Consider the following 20,534-nt stretch of genomic DNA (forward strand, 5'->3'; position numbering starts at 1 on the left):
TTTCAAAAAACAAAAAAAGTATAAGAAGTTTTTATCTCCTTATACTTTAAAATTAGTTATTCAATTCATAGTGCTTGCCTTTTAAGAGATAGAATAAATGCTCTGCAATATTTGTTGCGTGATCTGCTGAGCGTTCAATACAACGGCATACATAGGATAGGCTCGTTATTTGGGCCACTTGCTCATTGGAAACCGTTAGTTTCATTAAATTGCTGATTGTATTGCCGGTCAACTCGTCAACCTCGTCATCAAGCTTTGCGATTTCTTTAGCTTTTGTCGTATTTTCTTCCAAAAATGCGTCGGTAATTTGTCGCAACATCGATATCGATTTATGGAACATTTCCTCTATTGGTTCAATACTCGATACAAATGGTTCTTTGCCGATTCGAATTGTTTCCTTTGCAATATTGACCGCATGATCTCCTATTCGTTCCATATCGGCTGCTGCTTTAATTACTACAATTAATCTGCGTAAATCAGTCGCAACAGGCTGTTGCTTTGCAATGAGTAAAATTACACGATCATTGATTGTTTCTTCTAACCGATTAATTTTAAGATCTGTTTTTATCACTTGAAGGGCTAAATCGATATCTTTGTTCACAAAAGCTTTAAATGCAGTTTGCAATGAATCAATGCTTAAATCGCAAATTTCCATTAAATCCTGCTGCACAGCAATTAAATCATGTTCAAAACGCTCCCGTATCATATTCACTTTAACCCCCTTCCCCTATCCGAATCGACCTGATATATAATCTTCTGTGCGCTGATCTGACGGTGTGGAGAAAATCGTATCTGTTTGGTCGAATTCAATCACTTCTCCGTTTAGGAAGAATGCCGTTTTATCTGAAATACGTGCTGCTTGTTGCATATTATGTGTGACAATTACGATTGAATATTGTTCTTTCATTTCCTGCACAAGTTCCTCTACCTTCAATGTAGAGATTGGATCAAGTGCTGACGTCGGTTCATCCATTAAAATTACATCTGGTTCAATCGCTAAGGAACGAGCAATACAAATACGCTGTTGTTGACCACCCGATAGACCATATGCATTTTGATTTAAACGGTCTTTTACTTCATCCCAGATGGCTGCACCTCGTAATGACTTTTCTACAATTTCATCTAAAATCTTTTTATTTTTTATACCGTGAATCCGTGGACCGTAAGCAATATTATCGTAAATCGATTTTGGAAATGGGTTTGGCTTTTGAAAAACCATGCCAACTTTTGTCCGTAGTTCTTCCACCTCATATCCATTCCCGAAAATATTACGTCCTCTATAATTGATTTCACCCGTTGTACGAACAATAGGTACAAGCTCTACCATTCGATTTAATGCTTTAATATAGGTAGATTTCCCGCACCCTGAAGGACCGATAATCGCTGTCACTTCATTCTCCTGCATATTTAAATTAATATCTTTTAAAGCATGATGCCCACCATACCATAAGTTAAAATTATTCGATTGCATTACAATGGATCTGTTATTTTTTTCATGTACCGCATGCTGTGTTCCATTATATTTAGTTAAAATTTGTACCATTTTACTTCACTCCTAATAACGTTTTTGGAACTTATTCCGAATAAAGATTGCGACCGAATTCATCGTCAATAGCACAATCATCAAAACAATAATGCCCGCTGATGCGACATATTGGAATGCTTCCTGTGGACGTTTTGCCCAGTCGAAAATTTGCATTGGCAATGCCGTAAACGTATCCAAGTAGCCGGTTGGCAAGAATTGTAGAATTACAGGAATACCAATTACGACTAATGGAGCCGTTTCCCCAATTGCACGAGATAAGGCCAAAATACTGCCTGTCAAAATACCAGGAATCGCCGCCGGGAGAACTACACGAACAATGGTTTGCCACTTTGTCGCCCCCATACCAAATGAAGCTTCCCGCTGCTCATTCGGTACTGCTCGGATTGCTTCTTGAGCCGCAACAATAATAACTGGCAATATCAATAAACTCATCGTCAAACCAGCAGCTAATATACTTTTTTCAAAACCAAATAATCTTACGAATATTGTTAATCCAAGTAAACCGAATACTATCGAAGGAACACCTGCTAAATTGGAGATATTCATTCGAATAAAATCATTTAGTTTATTTTGCTTCGCATATTCTTCTAAGTAAATTGCCGTACTTACGCCTAAAACAATCGATACAGGCGCCACAACGCTCATCAGCCAGAGCGAGCCGACTAAAGCAGCTTTAATTCCTGCATTTTCGGGAATGCGAGAAGCAAAGTTTGTGAGAAAATTTAAATCTAAAAAGCCGATTCCTTGAGATATAATCCGGTATAACAGCATTCCTAATGAAACGAGGGCAAAACTTGTGGCAATAATAAAAATTACCTTCCACATTTTATTTGAAATGAGACGTTTATTCATTCGCTTCATAACTAGGTCTTCCTGTATATAGCGCATTTTAATACTCCTCTCTGAAGCGTTTTGAAATGTAAGTTGCAAGCAAATTCATCGCCAAAGTGAAAATAAATAATGTGAATCCTACCGCGTAAATTGAGTAGTAAATTGTCGTGCCGTATCCCGCATCACCTGTTGTCACTTGAACAATATAGGCTGTCATCGTTTGAATGGAATCTGTAAATCCAAAGTCGAATTTTGGTGTAGATCCTCCTGCTAAAGAGACAATCATTGTTTCTCCTATTGCGCGGGAAATACCTAGTACAATGGAAGCAATAATTCCGGATAATGCTGCTGGCAGCACAATTTTAATTGCCACTTCAAACTTTGTGGCACCTAAGCCTAAAGCACCTTCGCGAATTGACCGAGGTACTGAGCTCATCGCGTCTTCCGACATGGACGTAATCATTGGTAAAATCATAATTCCAACAACAATACCTGGACTGATAGCATTGAAAATTTTAAGATTCGGAATAAGTGCTTGCAGAATCGGGGTAATAAACGTTAAAGCAAAGAACCCGTAAACAATTGTCGGAACACCTGCGAGTACCTCCAAAATAGGCTTAATGATTTTTCGTACACGCTCTGAAGCATATTCACTTAAATAAATTGCTGCACCTAAACCAAATGGTACCGCTACTAGAATTGCAATAAATGTAATTTTAAAAGTCCCTATTATTAACGGTAAGATTCCATACAATGGCTCCTTTCCCGAGAATGGCAGCCACTCTGTGCCGAATAAATAATCCGTTATCGACACGCGCGAGAAAAATTCTATCGTTTCAAAAATTAATGTAAACACAATCCCAAACGTTGTAAGAACCGAAATTGCCGCTGCGAGAAACAATCCTAGAGGCACTAACTTTTCAATTACTTTCTTTCCTTTACGATTGCGTGACCGCTCAATTAATTGTTGGACACTTACTTGCTCCTGTTGTTTAAGAGCCATGAGCGATAATTCCCCCCAGTCATCTATACGGATAAACTTTTTTCTATAGTGGTTAGCCTCATTAAAAAGTGCGGGGCATGCGATCCCCCACACTATTTAAATACTTATTTTAATCCTTCCAAAACTTTTAAACTTTCATCATACTTTTCGGAAGGTAAACTTACATATCCAACAACTTCCGCCATTTCCCCAGCATTCTCTAAAGTAAACTTAATGAAATCATAAGTTGCTTCCTTATCTTTTACCGCACTGTTTTTCACGTAGATGAATAACGGACGGGACAAAGGAGAATATTCACCCGATTCAATCGTGTCATTTGTTGGCTCAACACCGTTCACTGTGACAACTTGCAACTTGTCTTTGTTTTCCAGGTAATAGGCATAACCGAAGTAGCCAATCGCATTTTTATCCGCTGTTACCCCTTGTACCAAGACGTTATCATCTTCGGATAACGTTGCAGATTTTACGATGTCCTCTCCATCTAAAATTACTTCATCAAAGTAATCGAAAGTTCCTGAATCGGAGCCTGGTGAATAGAAAACGATTTCTTCTGCCGGCCACGATGGATCAATATCAGACCATTTTTTAGTCGACCCATCTTCAATCCAAATTTGCTTTAATTGTTCAATCGTTAAATCTTTCGCCCATGTATTTTCCGGATGTACAACTACCGATAAACCGTCATATGCCAATTCAAATTCCGTGTAGTCAACACCAGCTTTTTTTAGCTCTTCCACTTCCGACTCTTTAATTGGACGGGATGCGTTAGAGAAGTCCGTTTCTCCATTTATGAATTTTTCGAATCCGCCGCCTGTACCTGATACACCAACTGCCACACGTACATCTTTTTGTACTGCTGCGTATTCTTCAACTAATGCTTCTGTAATCGGAGCAACTGTTGACGAGCCATCGCCTACTACGTTACCGGATAATATTGCACTGCCTGACTCAGCCTGTTCTGTTTGAGTTTCTGCTGATGTCGAAGCTTCATCTTCTTCCTGGCCACATGCTCCTAAAAGAATTGCTGAACTAATTAAAGCTGTTGATGTTAAGTACTGCCACTTTTTCATTTGTTATTCCTCCGCTTGTTTATTAAATGTTTTTTTCTTACAATTCCAACTATAATGAAAATTTGTTGAGCGCATATATTTCGTTCGTTAATTGACCGTAAAGCTTTGTAAACAAAAAAGACAATTTGCAGTATCTTTCCGCAAATTGTCTCATTTTCTTATTATTGAACTTTTTTTACATTCTTTATGTTAATAAGTTTAACAGGATATTCCGTAAATGTAGATTTATCCTTTTTTGTCTTTACAGTATGTACATGCAATAAAATTGTTTTTGCGTCTTTCGGATTCGCATAGCCTTCAAACGTTACATTGTAAAGTACTGTGCCGTCTCGTAATGTAACAGTAGCTTTTTTTGCATCCACTAGCTCCTTTAAAAAAGGATATGCTTTTACATTTCGCTCTCTTTCTGCTCGTACTAGTCTAGGTTCTAATAATAGTAGAAGCCCTTCAAAAATAACGACGTAAATCACAGACATTAAAATAATTAACCAAGGTGGCATGTCCATAATGGCTAATATAACTGCATTACTTAATGCACCAATAATAACTACTGTATGCATAATCTTTTTTTTCATTTTATATTTCTCCTTTAAAAAATCCCGTAGTATTTAACTACGGGAACTTTTTTTATTCATTTACTGTTTCAACTTCTTCATCTTCATCCAGCTTTTCGTCCGAATGCTTAATAATCGATTTTTCTACTTTACTTGAAGATAAACCCTCTTCCGCATATTTTGTTTTTAATTCAAAATAGGAATCGACTAATTCACGAGCTGTTAAATTTGCATGTGGCAAGTAGTTATTTTCAAAGATTGTAGTTGCCCATGGGAAAATTATAGCATAGGCAATTTCAGGGTTTTCAAATGGTGCATAGCCCACGTGTACAATATTAATCGTGTTGGTTCTCCATTTATCTTGATGAGGCCCGTAATAAACTACCTCTGCTGTACCAGTTTTACCCGCCCCTGTATAATCGGCTGTTTCAAACTGACGTTTAGCTGAGCCATTTGCTCCAAAGTATACCCGGCGCAAGCCTTCTTGGACATGAGCAATTTCTGCTTCACTGTTTTCAATTTTATTTAAAATCTTTGGTGAAACTTCTTCAACCACTTGCCCTAAATATTTACCATCTTTTGAAGGGTTACGAATTTCCTTCAGCATCCGTGGTTGAATACGGTACCCGCCGTTTGCAATTGTGGAAATATATTGTGCCAACTGCATCGTTGTGTACGTATCAAACTGTCCAATAGCTAAGTTCAGCAATTTCACATCAGTATCCGGCTCTGCCTGATAACCAACTGTTTCTCCTGGTAAGTCAAGGCCTGTTGGCACACCTAAACCGAATTGTGCATATTCATTACGAATCGTTTGCAGCGTTCCTGGAGCTAGACTAAAACGCATACCCGGTGAATACGTACGCCCGCCAATCCCCATCGCAATTTTGAACATATAAATATTAGAAGATCGCTCTAATGCTGTTAAATCATCTAAAATGACACTACCATGCTTATTAAATAATGTATTTAATGTAATATTCCCGATACGCATTGGAGAATCGAGCATTCTTGTTCCTGGTTTTATAACTCCTTCGTTATAGCCCATTAATACAGTTGCTGCCTTTACTGTTGACCCTGCTTCATAGGCAGTTGTAAACGTACCATATGAATAATCGACAATATAAGGTTTTCCTGTTTCTTTATCTTTTTCTATTTTTTTACCTACAACAGATAATAATTCCCCTGTTTTTGGACTCATCGCCACTAAGAAGGCACGATCTAATAATTCCGACCCTCTTTTTGATTTTAAATCCAGTAGCTGACGTTCTAAAATTTCATCCGCTTTTTGCTGAAGTTCTACATCTAATGTAGTGACTAAATCCTTCCCTGGCAAACCATCGAAAGTCGTTACAGTTTCTACTACTTGACCTTTTTTGTTCGTAATATTTTTTACTACCGACTTTTCACCTTGTAAAATTTCCTCATATTGGGCTTCAAAATAACTCTCTCCTACACGATCATTTCGAGAATAGTCCCGTGCCAAATAAAAGTTCAGCTTTGATTTTGGAACACCTTTACTTGGGACAGTTGTACGCCCTAAAATAGCTAAAGGTGATTGGCGAACACGCTTCCAATCGGTTGTTGTATTCACACCAGGTAAATCAGCCAATTGTTCAGAAACTCGTGCAAATTCTTCAGGTGTAACATTTTCTCCTTTAATAATTTGTGGAGATAAATTATACCCTGTCATCATTTCACGGTAAATCGCCAGAACTTCTAAATCAAACTCAGTTAATTGCTCAAGCTCTTTTTCTGTAATTCGATCACGTATTCGACGGTCGAATTCTTGGTTGATTTCTTTTTCTTCTAGCTCTTCATTTTCGTTTCTGAATTTTGTCATTTCCTCTTGTGATACTTTTTTGAGTGCAGCTTCCTGGTTACGTATAATCCAAAAGTCCAATTTATCTCGATGTGTTACTTTATCAGTAGGCTGCTCGATTAAATGTGCAAGCTTTTCTGCTATTTCAAGCATTTCAGGAGATTTTGTTGTTTGCATTTTTGTATAAGTAATTGCGTTTTCAGGCTGATTATCAACTAATATGCGGCCATAGCGGTCAAAGATTCTCCCGCGCGGTACACTTGTATTAACACGCACTTCCTCAGTGCGTTCCAATTCACGCACATAATCCTCACCTTTAACAATTTGTAAATATCCTAGACGAAAAATTAGTACAGAGAACAGAACAAATATGGAAAAGAAAAGGATGTTCATCCGAAACGTTAAACTTGACCGTTGCTTTGCCTTCGGATTTTGCTGACGATTTGGCATAATTTTGCGCAACTGAAACTCCCCTTTCTTGCTTTATGTAGATTATACATGAATGCTTAGTCATGCCTATTAGTATAACACTGAAAACCTATTGAAAAAAGACTTCAGATTTATATCATTCATCTTTTAGACGGTTCTGTTGTCGTAAAGTTTCATAGGAAAAGATGAAGGCTATGCTAAAGGTCCAAATGACATTTAACACAGCCTTCATTCATAAGAATTATTAATAAGTTACGAGGTATGTAAGGAAACCCTGTCCTTACATCACCTCGCTATATCATTTATTGATTTCTCACAACAAGTACATCACATTTTGCAGTTCGTACAATTGCTTCAGATACGGAACCTAGGAAGAAACGCGCTACATCACCTTTACCAGTGGCACCGCAAATAATCAGATCGATTTGTTTTTGCTTCGGAATATCCCTTGCTATGATATGCTTTGGTGTCCCATACTCCATTATTTTATAAGTCCTGTCGAATCCCAACTTTACTGCAACTTCTTCATATCCTTCCAGCATATCCTTTTTACTTTTAGAATATCGATCTGCTAAATCGAAATTATATCCTTCTGAAAACGCAAAGGAACGAGTATCTATTACATGAATGATATAAAGCCAACTACCTACATTGTTAATTGCAACTTGCACAGCTCTTTTAAAAGCAATCATCGATTCAATCGACCCATCCACAGCAACCAATATATTTTTATACGTCATGCTCATCTAATCCTCACCTCTTTACACTTTATTCATGAACAATTGCTTTATATGTACTTTCTTCTCTAAAAGAGCGCTTTTAAGTTCAAAAAAAAACAGCTCTGAAACCGAAGTTCCAAAACTGTTTAAATAAAAACTATTAGTAAGTTGTCCAACCCGCATCAGCTGTTATAATCTGACCATTAATGAAGCTTGAATCCTCAGAACCTAAAAATACCGCTAAGTTTGCGATTTCTTCCGGATTACCAACACGTGGAATTAATGCAGAACCTTTTTGCTGTTGCCCAGCACCGTACTGACTTATATTTTGCATAGATTGTTGGATGTTTGTCATTACTGCACCAGGGGCAATACCATTTACTCGAATGCCTGATTGAGAAAACATGAACGCTGTATTTTTTGTTAAACCTACTACAGCATGCTTTGAAGCAGTGTAAGCAGCTCCTGCACGGCCACCATTTAAACCACCTGCAGAAATATTGTTTACAATGACACCATGACCTTGTTTTAGGAACATATCTGTCGCAATACGCATCGACTTCATAACAGATGTTGTATTTACGGCAAAAATCATATCCCAACGAGCATCTGTAATTTCAGTTACTGGCTCAAAACCATCCATGATTCCAGCATTATTTACTAAAATGTCTAATTGACCAAATTTCTCAATTGTTGTATCAAATAATTGTTGTAAGTCTTCATCTTTAGTAACATTTGTCGCAATGGCAAATGCCGTACCACCATTTGCAGTAATTTCATCTGCAACCGTTTTTGCGCCTTCTTCATTCATATCGGAAACAACTACTTTTGCACCTTCTTTAGCATATGCTTCAGCAATTGCCTTTCCCATACCAGATGCAGCTCCTGTAACGATCGCTACTTTATCCTGTAATTTCAATTAAATCTCTCCTTTAAAATTGAGTTATTGTACAACTGTTCAATAAAAATTATAATTGAAAGAAAAAAAACGTACAAACGACAGTTATATGAACTTCAGTTTATTATTCAACACTTTTTGAAATTTATGTTCATTAAAGGGGAAAATATTATGGATTTACGTGTAAAGAAAACACATGACAATCTACAAAAGGCATTAATAATACTATTAAATCAAAAGTCTTTAGAAAATATTTCGGTTGCAGAATTATGCCGTATTGCCGAAATTAATCGAGGAACATTCTATTTGCATTATAAAAATGTCCACGGTGTATTTGAACGCTACTTTAACGAAATTGTAAAAGACTTAAAACTTTCTTATGATTTTCCATATGACATTACAAAAGATAATTTAGCCATGTTAACACCTGAAATGATTCAAATTTTTCACCACGTCAAAAAATATGAAGCTTTCTACCGTATAGTTTTTGATGAAAAAACACCGATGCTTTATTATCATAAATTGTTAGAGACGATTCGCTCGTTCGTTATGGAATCACATACAGAAGAGACAGGGCATATGTCCAAACAGCAGCTTGAATATTTAGCAAGCTATACCGCAAACTCTATTATCGGATTACTCCTTCAGTGGCATAAAGAAAATTATATTCTCTTACCGGAAACGTTGAATCAATATATTTATGACTTTCATCGTTTAAGAGAGGTATTGCAGAAGAAAATAAAAAGTTAACTAATTTGAGAGAGAAAATAAAAAACACATGGGAAGATTAATTCTTCCCATGCGTAAATTTCTAGAATATTACTGCACCTGTCGCTTCGCTTTCGGTGCAGTAATAATTAAATTTGAGTGGTCAAATTTAATTATTTAGCTGCTTGGAATTTTGCTTCTACTACGTCCCAGTTCACTACGTTCCAGAATGCACCGATGTAATCTGGACGACGGTTTTGATAGTTTAAGTAGTAAGCGTGCTCCCAAACGTCTAAGCCTAAGATTGGTGTTTTACCTTCCATTACTGGAGAGTCTTGGTTTGGAGTTGAAGTAACAGCTACACCGTCACCTTCAACGATTAACCAAGCCCAGCCTGAACCGAAACGAGTTGTTGCAGCTTTAGCGAACTCTTCTTTGAAAGCGTCGAATGAACCGAATTTAGCGTCGATTGCTTTAGCAACTTCGCCTACTGGAGTGTTTGAACCGCCTGGAGCGATTAATTCCCAGAATAATGTGTGGTTGGCATGTCCGCCACCGTTGTTACGTACAGCAGTTTGTTTGTCAGCTGGTAAAGCATCAATGTTAGCGATTAACTCGTTGATGTCTTTGTCAGCATATTCAGTACCTTCTACCGCTGCGTTTAAGTTTGTTACGTAAGTGTTGTGGTGTTTAGAATGGTGAATTTCCATTGTTTTTGCATCGATATGTGGTTCTAATGCATCGTAAGCGTAAGTTAATTCTGGTAATTTGAAAGCCATGTTTTTATTCCTCCCTGGAACATATAATTAATGTTGATTACAATACTAGGTTATCAAAAAATGATTCGTCATTCAATCAAAAAAAACAGTAATAATAACATTTCAGCCTTTTGACCGACAACCATCTATTTCTTGCTTCACCTTTGTCTGTAACCTCTTCATTACTAGTGTAAGCGATATAAGTTCGTATTTACAAATATTTGCTCTTCCTTAAATCGCAATAATAAATAATACAATCATGACTACTTGTATAATCCCTTTTGTAACAACAGAAGTTAAAAATCCTACTACAGAGCCAATACCTACTTGAATGGCCTGCTGTAAATTACTGCGTGTAACAATCAGCTCTCCAATAACAGCTCCGATAAAGGGTCCCGCAATAATACCAGCGAATGGAATGACGAATGGTCCTATTAAAAGACCGATTGTGCTCCCCCACATCCCTGCTTTAGAGCCACCAAATTTTTTGACTCCCACTAAATTAGAAATCGTATCAGCGACAAATAATAAAGCTACAAATAATAGTTCAATTAACCAAAACCACCAAGGTAATTCACTGAAGCCGTAAAATAAACCATAAACAATGAACCCTCCTAGTAAAAATATGACAGAGGGTATGATCGGATATACTAAACCAATAAAAGCGATGACAAATAAAGCTATAATAAGCACCCATGCAATGATATCCATATGTTCACATCCTTTTAAAAGTATATTCACAAATTATACGAAAAAAATAACGAAAAGATTCAATTTCACTTTATAAAGTTCAAATAACGTTTTGTTCATGTTAAACTACTGTTTAAAGGAGCCTCATACATATGAAAATTTCTCACATGCAACTATTTATTCATAGCTTAACTAACCCTAAAAAATTAGGACCTTATCGAATTCTTTCAATAGGAAAAGTAATGCAATATGCCTTTTTAATGATTGCGCTAGTAACGGCATTTTCTTTCGGTCAGTTTATTAATGGCGGAACGGACGAAATTTTCAGTTATTCTGAAATCGAACAGTATGCCCAGGATGTGCAATGGATTGTTTACCCTATTGCTATTATTTTTTTATTCGTTTTAAATACTTCAATCTATTTTGTTAAAGTAAGTCTATTTGCGCTTGCAGGACAGTTCTTTATTAAACCGATGAAGCGTCGCGGAGAATATCGACAAGTATGGCGGACAGCTGTATTTGCCAGTACTTGGGGAACATTTATAACGATGTTCGGTAACCTATTCCCCATTTCCCCTACAATTGCTACCTTAATTAGTATATTTATTACAATGCTGTTTATTATAATTGCCCTAACGAAATATCCGATCGAAAAATAATAAATTCTCCTTATGAATCATATAGTTTAACAACTTGTTTTTGTGAGTTAAATTGTAGAGATAAGGAGGATTTTTTTGCGCTTTTTAATAGCTTCCATTGTGCTTTTATTAATTGCTTTTGTCATTAAAGTAGATTTACAAGAAGGCTCTCTGCCCTTAGCATCCTTTTATGCTTCTTCCATACCGTCGTGTGATGAAATACCGCAAGAAAGCTATGTTGTCGTAAAAATCCAACAAGGCGATACAATTTACAGCCTATTCTCAGCAACGCCCTCTCCCGTAAAAACAACTTTCCCTGAACGACTTGCACATTTCTATAAATTGAACCCACATTTGAACCTACAGCCACTAGTTCCGGGTGATACAGTATTTATTCCAATAATCTCAAATGCGAAAGAAAATTGTACAAATTGAATTCGTAACGTTTCTTCCTTGTTCTTCTTTTCATACACTGATAAAATAAGGAACAGTGACGGCTTACATATCGTTATATCTTTTAGGTGATATAACAACATTAACAAGCCTGAGAAGGAGAGAATTTTTCATGAGTGAAATCGTTCACCGTACGAAAACGCGTCCTGTACGTGTCGGTAACTTAACAATTGGTGGGAATAACGAAGTCATAATACAAAGTATGTGTACGACAAAAACACATGATGTCGAAGCAACTGTTGCTGAAATTAAACGTTTAGAAGAAGCTGGGTGTCAGATCGTACGTATTGCAGTACCGGATGAGCGTGCAGCTGATGCAATACCGGAAATAAAAAAACAAATCAATATACCTTTAGTTGCGGATATACACTTTGATTATAAATTAGCATTAAAAGCTATTGAAGGTGGTATTGATAAAGTTCGAATCAACCCGGGTAATATTGGGCGACGCGAAAAAGTAGAAGCCGTAGTAAATGCTGCTAAAGCGAAAGGGATTCCAATTCGTATTGGTGTAAATGCCGGTTCTTTAGAGCGCCATATTCTTGAAAAATACGGCTACCCTACTGCAGATGGTATGGTTGAATCTGCGTTACACCATATCAAAATTCTAGAAGACTTAGATTTCCATGACATAATCGTATCAATGAAAGCGTCTGACGTTAACCTTGCGATCGAAGCGTATGAAAAAGCTTCAAAAGCATTTAACTACCCACTACACTTAGGCATTACTGAGTCTGGTACATTATTTGCTGGAACAGTAAAATCCGCTGCTGGATTAGGCGTGATTTTATCTAAAGGTATTGGTAATACTTTACGTATTTCTTTATCAGCTGATCCTGTTGAAGAAATTAAAGTTGCTCGTGAATTATTAAAATCATTTGGTTTAGCTTCAAATATGGCAACATTAATTTCATGCCCGACTTGTGGTCGTATTGAAATCGACTTAATCTCGATTGCCAATGAAGTGGAAGAATATATTTCTAAATTGAGTGTTCCTTTAAAAGTAGCTGTACTTGGCTGTGCTGTTAACGGCCCTGGTGAAGCTCGTGAAGCGGATATAGGTATTGCCGGTGCACGTGGGGAAGGACTTTTATTCATGAAAGGTAAAACAGTTCGTAAAGTACCCGAAGAAACAATGGTGGAAGAACTGAAAAAAGAAATCGATAAATTAGCTGCTGAAATGGTTGCAAAGCGTGAAGCAGAAGCAAATGCCAGCGTGTAGAGGAATGGAGCAATGGAAATGACAAACTTAAAGCATCGATTCGGTATTGATATTGACGGGACAGTTACATGTCCTGCCACATTAATTCCACATATTAATAAACAATATAATATTAATATGACGCTACAGGATGTAACGGAATATGATTTTTTAAGCGGGTTTCCATATCCAGTTGATCGAGCTCAATTCCAGGCCTGGTTTCAGGAAAATGAACCTCGCCTTTATGAAGTGAGTGAACTTGCTGCTGATGCACATCGTATATTGTCAGCCTGGCAAAACCAATATGAACTTTATTACATTTCGGCACGTGGGGAAAATGTTTTCGATATCACAAAAAAATGGTTTGAAAACTACAAAGTACCTTACGACCATATTGAATGTATCGGTAGTCACAACAAAATAGAAGTGGCAAAAAAGCATCGCGTAGAAGCCTTTTTCGAGGATAAACATGATAATGCTGTGGAAATTGCCGAGGAACTTAAAATCCCTGTAATTCTTTTTGATACCCCCTACAATCAATTGAGCGTACCGAATAACGTTATTCGTGTTTATAATTGGACAGAAGCAAACGAATGGATTCAAAAGAACTTTTAAAATTAACACATATAAGAGGCGAGTTAAAAGTATCTGCTTTTAACTCGCCTCTTATTGATTTTAAAATATACTCCCGTATTCGGTAATCGTAGTGGCCAAGTCGTGGCGGTACTCTGAATGCTGTGGGTTTAAACTATTAACGTTCACTTCATTGCCACCAAGAGAAGAATGGATATACAAGTCTTCGCCGATATACATCGCTACGTGGCCAGGGAACATAATTAAATCGCCGCGCTTTAGTTCAGCTTTTTCTATTTTGCGAATTGGGAAGCCATCCAATATTTTCGCATCCCGGTAAATATACGCACCGTTCAACATATATGCCATAGACACAAGACCTGAACAGTCGATGCCTAAAGGAGTTTTCCCACCCCAACGATACGGTGTGCCAATATATCGAAACGCATCCTGGACAACTTGTTCACGGAAAGCTACTTCATCTATCGTATACACTTTCTTCCGCTCCTGAAGCCAATATGAACGTACATAGCCAACCTCTCCTGTAACTAGCTGTACCTTTGTCCATTCTGCATCCAAATCAGCTTCTATCACAACTTGAATAAAAGCACCGCGCGTTAATGTTATAATTTTACTGCTTTGAATTTTAGGTCGAGCCAGCACATCGGCAAAGTTTTGAATTACTACATAATTAGCATCAACCCATGTCAGTATATCTTCACTTTCCATGTGTAAATTCGCTTTTAATGTATAGCCTTCATAGCGATAAAACGTTCGAATTTTTACCCAATTATCATCAATATCTTCTAACACTTCAACTGGCATCCCATATAACGCTTCATCGGTTAACTCCGTACTTATATCTGTACTCTCGTGCAGATTTGCAATCATTACTTTTACTATCGCATTCAAAGTTTCCCCTCCTCGCTATTTTGTATAATGCTCATACACCACTTTTGAAATTGCTCCAATATATTGCTTAGCCTTATCGTTATCTTCCACTTCCGTAATAAACACACCGATAAAATAGTCCCGGTCGTTTGTATATACAATTCCAGCATCATGATCAACTGTATCAAGACCACCTGTTTTATGGGCCATTTTTACATGATCGACAATATAACGCTTTAATGATTCATGACTGCGCTGACGGCATAATATATCGATGGCTATGTCATTCCACTGTTTTGAAAGTAAATGACCGTTATAAATTTGCTGGAATAAATACTGTATATCATAAGCACTTGTTTCATTATCCAATCCAAGCTTTTGTCGTTCAAAATCCATCATCTTTCGTTGTATTCGTGTACTCTTTAGTCCGATCTCATTAAAATACTTATTCAGCGTATCCATGCCCAAAAAATCGATACAAGCATTGGTGGCAGTATTATCACTCGTAATAATCATCCACACTAATAACTCATATAATGTAGAACTCGTTTGCTCTTGTTCTGTGAGTACGCTAAAGTCGACAATATTCTCCTCCGCGATTTTAACTATTTGCTGCAGGGAGCCATTAGTTTCTTGTAAATGTGCCAGAATAGCGACCAAAATCGGTACTTTTATTACACTTGCGCTGCTAAACACTTCATGTTCCCGTAATTGAAAAACCGATTCGGTTGTTTTATAATCCTGAATACTGACATGCACTTTATAAGGACATTGTTCAATTATTTTCTCAATTCGTTTTTTCATCATTTTACCCGATTACTCGTATCGTTTTATTCGTTGCGTCCATCGTAATTGTTTTTCCCAATGGCAACGACATTGTCGGCAAAACATGCCCACATGTGACATTCATTAAAATGGGGATATTCAATGGTACTAAAATTTCTTCAAACACGGTTTTTAAATCCAAATTATTTTCAGGATTTTTTGTATCCATTGGTCCACAATCTGTCCAGGCTCCAAGTAGAATACCCTTCAATTCCTTCAGATTCCCGGACATTGAAAGCTGTGTTAACATTCGGTCAATACGCTGTACATTTTCATCGATATCTTCAAGGAATAAAATCTTTCCTTTTAAATCAATTTCAAAAGGTGTCCCTAAAGATGCTGTTACAAGTGTTAAATTACCACCTGCCAATTGTCCAGTAGCAGTACCGGAAACAAGTGTATCCAGTGGCTCGCCTTTTGAATTTTCAAGTAAATAATCGCACCACTCGGTATTTGTAACACTTTTAATGAAATAATCCCAAGTATATTCATCCATTTTATCTTTAATGAATTCGGTTGAAGGCATTGGCGTGTGGTATGTAACAAACCCGCATAGCTGATTAAAGACAATGTGCAATGCAGTTACATCACTATAGCCTGCGAAAACTTTCGGATTTTTGGTAATCATATCTAAATCAAGCATTGGTAAAATTCGTGTAGCGCCGTACCCCCCTCGGATACAGAAAATGCCGTCAATTTCAGGGTTGGCAAACATTTCATTCAGTTCTTTTGCACGTAATGCATCATTTCCTGCGAAGTAGCCGTGACGTGTACGGCAAGTTTCACCTACTACTACACGAAACCCTAACTTTTCTACAGCTTTAATAGCAGGCTGCAAACGCTCAGTCGGTGTAGCACCTGATGCACTTATAAGCGCAACAGTATCGCCCTTTTTTAACGCCTTCGGAATCGTTAATCCCATTGATTAATTACACTCCTTTTCCTACAAGAACAGCTTTATATTGTTCCTGTTCCTCTTTATTTGCCAATACGTAATGACCTTCTTCAATTTCAACAAATTCAGGGGGATCCATGTCGTATTGATGAACGGATGGATCGTAAACTTGCAGCTTTTTTTGACGTTCCTTTAATGGATTCGGCTCAGGTACAGCCGCTAAAAGTGCTTTAGTATAAGGGTGAAGTGGATTGTTAAACAGCTTTTCCGTTTCTCCCAGTTCAACAATCTTCCCTTTATAAATTACAGCAGTACGATCTGTAATGAACCGTACGATAGATAAGTCATGGGCAATGAATAAATAGGTTAAATCACGGTCTTCCTGCAAGTTTGATAATAAATTCAATACTTGTGCACGAATCGAAACATCCAAAGCGGAAATCGGTTCATCCGCCACGATAAATTCAGGCTCCATTACTAGCGCACGGGCAATACCGATACGCTGACGTTGACCACCAGAGAACTCATGAGGGAAACGAGAAGCAAATTCCGGTAGGAGCCCTACTTCCATCAATGCTTTTTTAACTTTTTCAATACGCTCTTGCTCACTGCTGTATTTTTTATTATTTATTAATCCTTCTGAAACGATATAATCCACTTTCGCACGCTCGTTTAGCGAAGCACCTGGATCTTGAAAAATCATTTGGATTTTTTGTGTAATTTCACGGTCCCAAGCGCTTGGAATACGACCATTAATCGGTTTACCGTGGAACAGAATTTCTCCGTTCGCAATTGAGTTGAGACGCATAATTGCACGCCCTATCGTTGTTTTACCAGATCCTGATTCCCCTACAAGACCGAATGTTTCTCCTTTATAAATATCGAAGCTAACATTATCAACCGCTTTAAATTTTTTCTTTCCTGTACCGAAAATGATGTCGATATTTTTAATTTCTATTAGTTTTTCTCTAGTACTGTTACTCATTACTCTTACCCCTCCCCTTTGAAAAACGCCTGCAACACTTCTGGAGGACTTACTTTTGGTGCTTTTGGATCAAGAAGCCATGTGCGTGCAAAATGTGTATCGCTCACTTTAAAGAAAGGTGGACGTTCAACAAAATCAATTTTTAAAGCATATTGATTTCTCGGTGCAAACGCATCCCCTTTAATTTCCTTAAATAAATTCGGTGGTGTTCCCTTAATCGAGTATAGCTCTTCCCCTTTTATCCCTAGCTGAGGCAAGGATGAAATAAGTGCCCACGTGTACGGGTGTTTTGCATTGAAAAATACCTCGTTCGCTTGGCCAACTTCGATAATGTCCCCTGCATACATGACAGCAATTCGATCAGCTACTTTTGCGACTACACCTAAATCATGTGTAATGTATATTGTCGTCAACAAATATTTTTCCTGCAAGTTAGTCAATAGCTGTAAAATTTGCGCTTGAATGGTAACGTCTAAAGCGGTTGTCGGCTCGTCACAAATTAAAACCTGTGGATTGCAGGCTACTGCGATTGCAATAACAATACGTTGACGCATACCTCCTGAAAATTCGTGCGGGTATTGCTTATAGCGTCTCTCTACCTCGTGAATTCCAACATCGCGTAGCAGCTGCAATGTTTTTTCATAGGCGTCTTTTCCTTTTAATCCTTGATGTAAAATGACACTTTCTTCAATTTGTTTGCCAATCGTTTTCAGAGGATTAAGCGATGTCATCGGATCTTGTGTCACCATCGCTATTTTTTTGCCGCGCACTTTAAGCCAATCCTGTTCTGTTTTAAATTTTGATAAGTCATGCCCATCAAAAATGATTTGTCCTGAGTCAATATAGCCGTTTTTATCGAGTAAGCCCATAATGGATTTTACTAAAACAGATTTGCCTGATCCTGATTCTCCTACAATTGCAAGGCTTTCCCCTTTATATAAATCCAGTGAAATATCACGGATGGCTGTTAATGTTTGACCGCGCAATTTAAATTTAATAACTAAATTTTCGATGGATAATATTTTTTCTTGTTCCATTTAACGCCCTCCTCCTTAAACGTGATTTTTCGGGTCTGCTGCATCTGCAAATGCATTTCCGATAATATAAAAGGCAATTGTAATGACACTCAGCACAATACTTGGGAAAATAAGCTGGTAACGTAAATCAGGTGACATCATCAAGACGCGTCCTTCATTAATTAAATTCCCTAAAGATGGCTCACTTACTGGTAAACCTAAACCGATATAAGTTAAAAATACTTCCGCACCAATTGCAGCTGGCACCGCTAAACTCATACGCAGCATGATTACCGAAATTAAATAAGGAAGCAGGTTTTTAATAATTATTTTATAGCCTGGTGTCCCTAACGTTTTTGAAGCTAAATTATACTCTCGATCTCGTAAAATAACGATTTGGTTTCTTAAAAATCTTGCCATTTCTACCCACCCAGTAATACACATTGCGATAATAATAGTCGAAATACCAGGTCTTAAAATGTAGGCCATTAATATTAATACAATTGTTGTAGGTATGTTATCTACGATGTTGTAAAGCTGCGTAATCGGCACTTCTAGCTTTCGAGAGTAGCCCCATAATGCTCCGACGGAAAAGCCAATGATCACTTCAATGATTGCTACAGCAAAGCCGATAAATAAAGACGTTCGAGTTCCTTCCCAAATACGTGACCATAAATCTTGACCAATTGAATTTGTACCAAATATATATTCTTCGTTCGGTGCAACATTCCGATCCTGCATTCCCGTTTCGGCATTTATATAAATTTGTGTAGGTGATTTTTGGTCCGGTAAATACGGTTGAATAAATGTAAATGCTATTAATACGATTACAAATATCAATAAAAAACCAGCTATTTTATTTTTCCTGAAGGAACGGAAAGTAGATCGCCAATAGGAATAATTTGAATATGCTGTCTCCTCTGCTTTTGCATCATCAACTGTCGCAAACTCAAATAAGTGATCATTCAACTGTTCATTCGACTTTTCCGAAATATTCTGAATCTCTTTCGTAAATAATCCCATTAGCGTACACTATCTCCTTTCCCTAGCTTAATTCGAGGGTCGACAATCGCCATTAATATGTCCCCAAAAATTAACCCTATGATACCTAGCGAAGAAAATACTAAAACTAGCCCTTGTACAACATTGTTATCTTGACGCTGAATCGCATCAACTAACAAACCACCCATACCAGGGATTGAAAATAACGATTCAATATAAATCGAACCTGTAATTGTAAATAAAATGGTTGCTGGTAAATACTGAGCCATTGGGATAAAAGCATTTCGCATTACGTGACTAAACATAATTGTGCGCTCCGTAACCCCTTTTGCGCGAGCAAGTTTAATGTAATCTTTATTCAATTCATCTACCATATAACGACGCATCCACATTGCATAGGATGCGATCGGTCCCAACGCTAAACAGAATAACGGTAATATAAAACTCTTAGGATTGTATTCATCAAATAGCATCGGTAAATTAAACCAATCAGAAATATACATTTGTATCATTAAGAAATAAACCATGGCTGGTACGGCTACAACAAAAACGATATATCCTGTTCCGAGACGATCAAGCCATCGTCCTTTAAACTGAGCCATAAAGATACCAAGTGGCACACCGATAAGAAGAGATAATGCAACGGCTCCTAACCCAAACATAATCGAATACATCATTTTATCTTGTATAATGTCCAAGACTGGTACATCAGTACGATATGTAACCGATTTTCCTAAATCCCCTTGAAATAGACCGATATAGAAATTTTTAAGTTGAATTAATAAAGGATCCCGTAAACCTAGATTTGTTAAATAAACTTCTTGTTGCTCCAGCGACATCTTTTCCGCTGCTGCTCCTAAATAGCCCTCATCAGGCATTAATCGTAACAGGGAGAAAACAATTGTAACAATAATGAATAATGTCAAAATTGATTGTGCTAAACGTTTAGCAATATACTTTATCAAACGTGTCTCCTCCTTATAATATAAAATAAGAAAGGAGATGCAGAAATATTCCTGTCATCTCC

At 37.3% G+C, this 20,534-nt stretch carries 23 protein-coding genes; 5 read left to right on the forward strand and 18 right to left on the reverse strand.

Annotation, left to right across the window (positions count from 1 at the left end; translation table 11 throughout):
- Window positions 1–52: 52 nt before the first annotated feature.
- The 9 genes from phoU to NYE67_RS12720 form a co-directional block, all read right to left on the reverse strand.
- Window positions 53–706 carry a phosphate signaling complex protein PhoU gene (gene phoU / locus NYE67_RS12680; RefSeq protein ID WP_340730912.1) on the reverse strand — a complete coding sequence of 218 codons (654 nt, stop codon included), beginning with the start codon at window positions 704–706 and terminating at the stop codon, window positions 53–55.
- Window positions 707–727: 21 nt separating this feature from the next.
- Complete coding sequence (gene pstB / locus NYE67_RS12685) at window positions 728–1,471, reverse strand: phosphate ABC transporter ATP-binding protein PstB (RefSeq protein ID WP_445683385.1); 744 nt, start codon at window positions 1,469–1,471, stop codon at window positions 728–730.
- 84 nt (window positions 1,472–1,555) lie between these two features.
- Window positions 1,556–2,434 carry a phosphate ABC transporter permease PstA gene (gene pstA / locus NYE67_RS12690; protein WP_340730238.1) on the reverse strand — a complete coding sequence of 293 codons (879 nt, stop codon included), beginning with the start codon at window positions 2,432–2,434 and terminating at the stop codon, window positions 1,556–1,558.
- A gap of 1 nt (window position 2,435) precedes the next feature.
- On the reverse strand, window positions 2,436–3,380 hold the full coding sequence (gene pstC / locus NYE67_RS12695; RefSeq protein WP_340730239.1) for a phosphate ABC transporter permease subunit PstC: 945 nt from the start codon (window positions 3,378–3,380) through the stop codon (window positions 2,436–2,438).
- A gap of 104 nt (window positions 3,381–3,484) precedes the next feature.
- On the reverse strand, window positions 3,485–4,450 hold the full coding sequence (locus tag NYE67_RS12700) for a PstS family phosphate ABC transporter substrate-binding protein (protein ID WP_340730240.1): 966 nt from the start codon (window positions 4,448–4,450) through the stop codon (window positions 3,485–3,487).
- 161 nt (window positions 4,451–4,611) lie between these two features.
- Complete coding sequence (locus NYE67_RS12705; protein ID WP_340730241.1) at window positions 4,612–5,025, reverse strand: response regulator; 414 nt, start codon at window positions 5,023–5,025, stop codon at window positions 4,612–4,614.
- Between the two features lie 52 nt (window positions 5,026–5,077).
- The gene (locus tag NYE67_RS12710) at window positions 5,078–7,288 is read right to left on the reverse strand and encodes a peptidoglycan D,D-transpeptidase FtsI family protein (RefSeq protein ID WP_340730242.1); all 2,211 of its coding nucleotides are present in this window, start codon (window positions 7,286–7,288) and stop codon (window positions 5,078–5,080) included.
- A gap of 269 nt (window positions 7,289–7,557) precedes the next feature.
- Window positions 7,558–7,995 carry a universal stress protein gene (locus NYE67_RS12715; RefSeq protein ID WP_340730243.1) on the reverse strand — a complete coding sequence of 146 codons (438 nt, stop codon included), beginning with the start codon at window positions 7,993–7,995 and terminating at the stop codon, window positions 7,558–7,560.
- Between the two features lie 139 nt (window positions 7,996–8,134).
- Window positions 8,135–8,893, reverse strand: coding sequence for an SDR family oxidoreductase (locus NYE67_RS12720; RefSeq protein WP_340728472.1), 759 nt, complete (start codon window positions 8,891–8,893; stop codon window positions 8,135–8,137).
- 150 nt (window positions 8,894–9,043) lie between these two features.
- Between NYE67_RS12720 and NYE67_RS12725 the strand changes: the two genes are divergently transcribed.
- Complete coding sequence (locus tag NYE67_RS12725) at window positions 9,044–9,622, forward strand: TetR/AcrR family transcriptional regulator (protein WP_340730244.1); 579 nt, start codon at window positions 9,044–9,046, stop codon at window positions 9,620–9,622.
- A gap of 131 nt (window positions 9,623–9,753) precedes the next feature.
- On the opposite strand, the gene NYE67_RS12730 is transcribed toward NYE67_RS12725, so the two are convergent.
- Together NYE67_RS12730 and NYE67_RS12735 are read right to left on the reverse strand one after the other, a co-directional pair.
- Window positions 9,754–10,359, reverse strand: coding sequence for a superoxide dismutase (locus NYE67_RS12730; RefSeq protein WP_191704983.1), 606 nt, complete (start codon window positions 10,357–10,359; stop codon window positions 9,754–9,756).
- Window positions 10,360–10,569: 210 nt separating this feature from the next.
- Window positions 10,570–11,049 (reverse strand): DUF456 domain-containing protein, encoded by a 480-nt coding sequence (locus NYE67_RS12735; protein WP_191700255.1) that lies wholly within the window; start codon window positions 11,047–11,049, stop codon window positions 10,570–10,572.
- A 131-nt stretch (window positions 11,050–11,180) separates the two neighbouring features.
- On the opposite strand from NYE67_RS12735, the gene NYE67_RS12740 reads away from it, so the two are divergent.
- The 4 genes from NYE67_RS12740 (at window position 11,181) to NYE67_RS12755 (ending at window position 13,935) form a co-directional block, all read left to right on the forward strand.
- A complete protein-coding gene (locus tag NYE67_RS12740) occupies window positions 11,181–11,687 on the forward strand; it encodes a DUF1189 family protein (protein WP_340730245.1) in 507 nt (168 codons plus the stop codon).
- Between the two features lie 75 nt (window positions 11,688–11,762).
- Window positions 11,763–12,101 (forward strand): hypothetical protein, encoded by a 339-nt coding sequence (locus NYE67_RS12745; protein WP_340730246.1) that lies wholly within the window; start codon window positions 11,763–11,765, stop codon window positions 12,099–12,101.
- A gap of 130 nt (window positions 12,102–12,231) precedes the next feature.
- Window positions 12,232–13,341 carry a flavodoxin-dependent (E)-4-hydroxy-3-methylbut-2-enyl-diphosphate synthase gene (gene ispG / locus NYE67_RS12750; RefSeq protein WP_340730247.1) on the forward strand — a complete coding sequence of 370 codons (1,110 nt, stop codon included), beginning with the start codon at window positions 12,232–12,234 and terminating at the stop codon, window positions 13,339–13,341.
- Between the two features lie 18 nt (window positions 13,342–13,359).
- The gene (locus NYE67_RS12755; RefSeq protein ID WP_340730248.1) at window positions 13,360–13,935 is read left to right on the forward strand and encodes a hypothetical protein; all 576 of its coding nucleotides are present in this window, start codon (window positions 13,360–13,362) and stop codon (window positions 13,933–13,935) included.
- Window positions 13,936–13,995: 60 nt separating this feature from the next.
- Here NYE67_RS12755 and NYE67_RS12760 read toward each other — a convergent pair whose 3' ends face one another.
- From NYE67_RS12760 to NYE67_RS12790, 7 genes are read right to left on the reverse strand one after another with little or no spacing between them, the layout of a single operon-like run.
- Complete coding sequence (locus NYE67_RS12760) at window positions 13,996–14,805, reverse strand: C40 family peptidase (protein ID WP_340728477.1); 810 nt, start codon at window positions 14,803–14,805, stop codon at window positions 13,996–13,998.
- Between the two features lie 15 nt (window positions 14,806–14,820).
- Entirely contained in the window at window positions 14,821–15,591 is a 771-nt protein-coding gene (locus tag NYE67_RS12765; protein ID WP_340728478.1) for a serine hydrolase, read from the reverse strand.
- A 1-nt stretch (window position 15,592) separates the two neighbouring features.
- Entirely contained in the window at window positions 15,593–16,531 is a 939-nt protein-coding gene (locus NYE67_RS12770) for a S66 peptidase family protein (protein ID WP_340730249.1), read from the reverse strand.
- 7 nt (window positions 16,532–16,538) lie between these two features.
- Window positions 16,539–17,489: an oligopeptide/dipeptide ABC transporter ATP-binding protein gene (locus NYE67_RS12775; protein WP_340730250.1), complete on the reverse strand. Its 951-nt coding sequence runs from the start codon at window positions 17,487–17,489 to the stop codon at window positions 16,539–16,541.
- Window positions 17,490–17,494: 5 nt separating this feature from the next.
- On the reverse strand, window positions 17,495–18,526 hold the full coding sequence (locus NYE67_RS12780; protein ID WP_340730251.1) for an ABC transporter ATP-binding protein: 1,032 nt from the start codon (window positions 18,524–18,526) through the stop codon (window positions 17,495–17,497).
- Window positions 18,527–18,541: 15 nt separating this feature from the next.
- Window positions 18,542–19,528, reverse strand: coding sequence for an ABC transporter permease (locus tag NYE67_RS12785; protein WP_340728482.1), 987 nt, complete (start codon window positions 19,526–19,528; stop codon window positions 18,542–18,544).
- Entirely contained in the window at window positions 19,528–20,472 is a 945-nt protein-coding gene (locus tag NYE67_RS12790) for an ABC transporter permease (RefSeq protein WP_340728483.1), read from the reverse strand. Before NYE67_RS12790 ends, NYE67_RS12785 begins: the two co-directional genes overlap by 1 nt.
- Window positions 20,473–20,534 lie beyond the last annotated feature (62 nt).

Source organism: Solibacillus sp. FSL W8-0474 (assembly GCF_038004065.1).
GTDB lineage: Bacteria > Bacillota > Bacilli > Bacillales_A > Planococcaceae > Solibacillus > Solibacillus faecavium.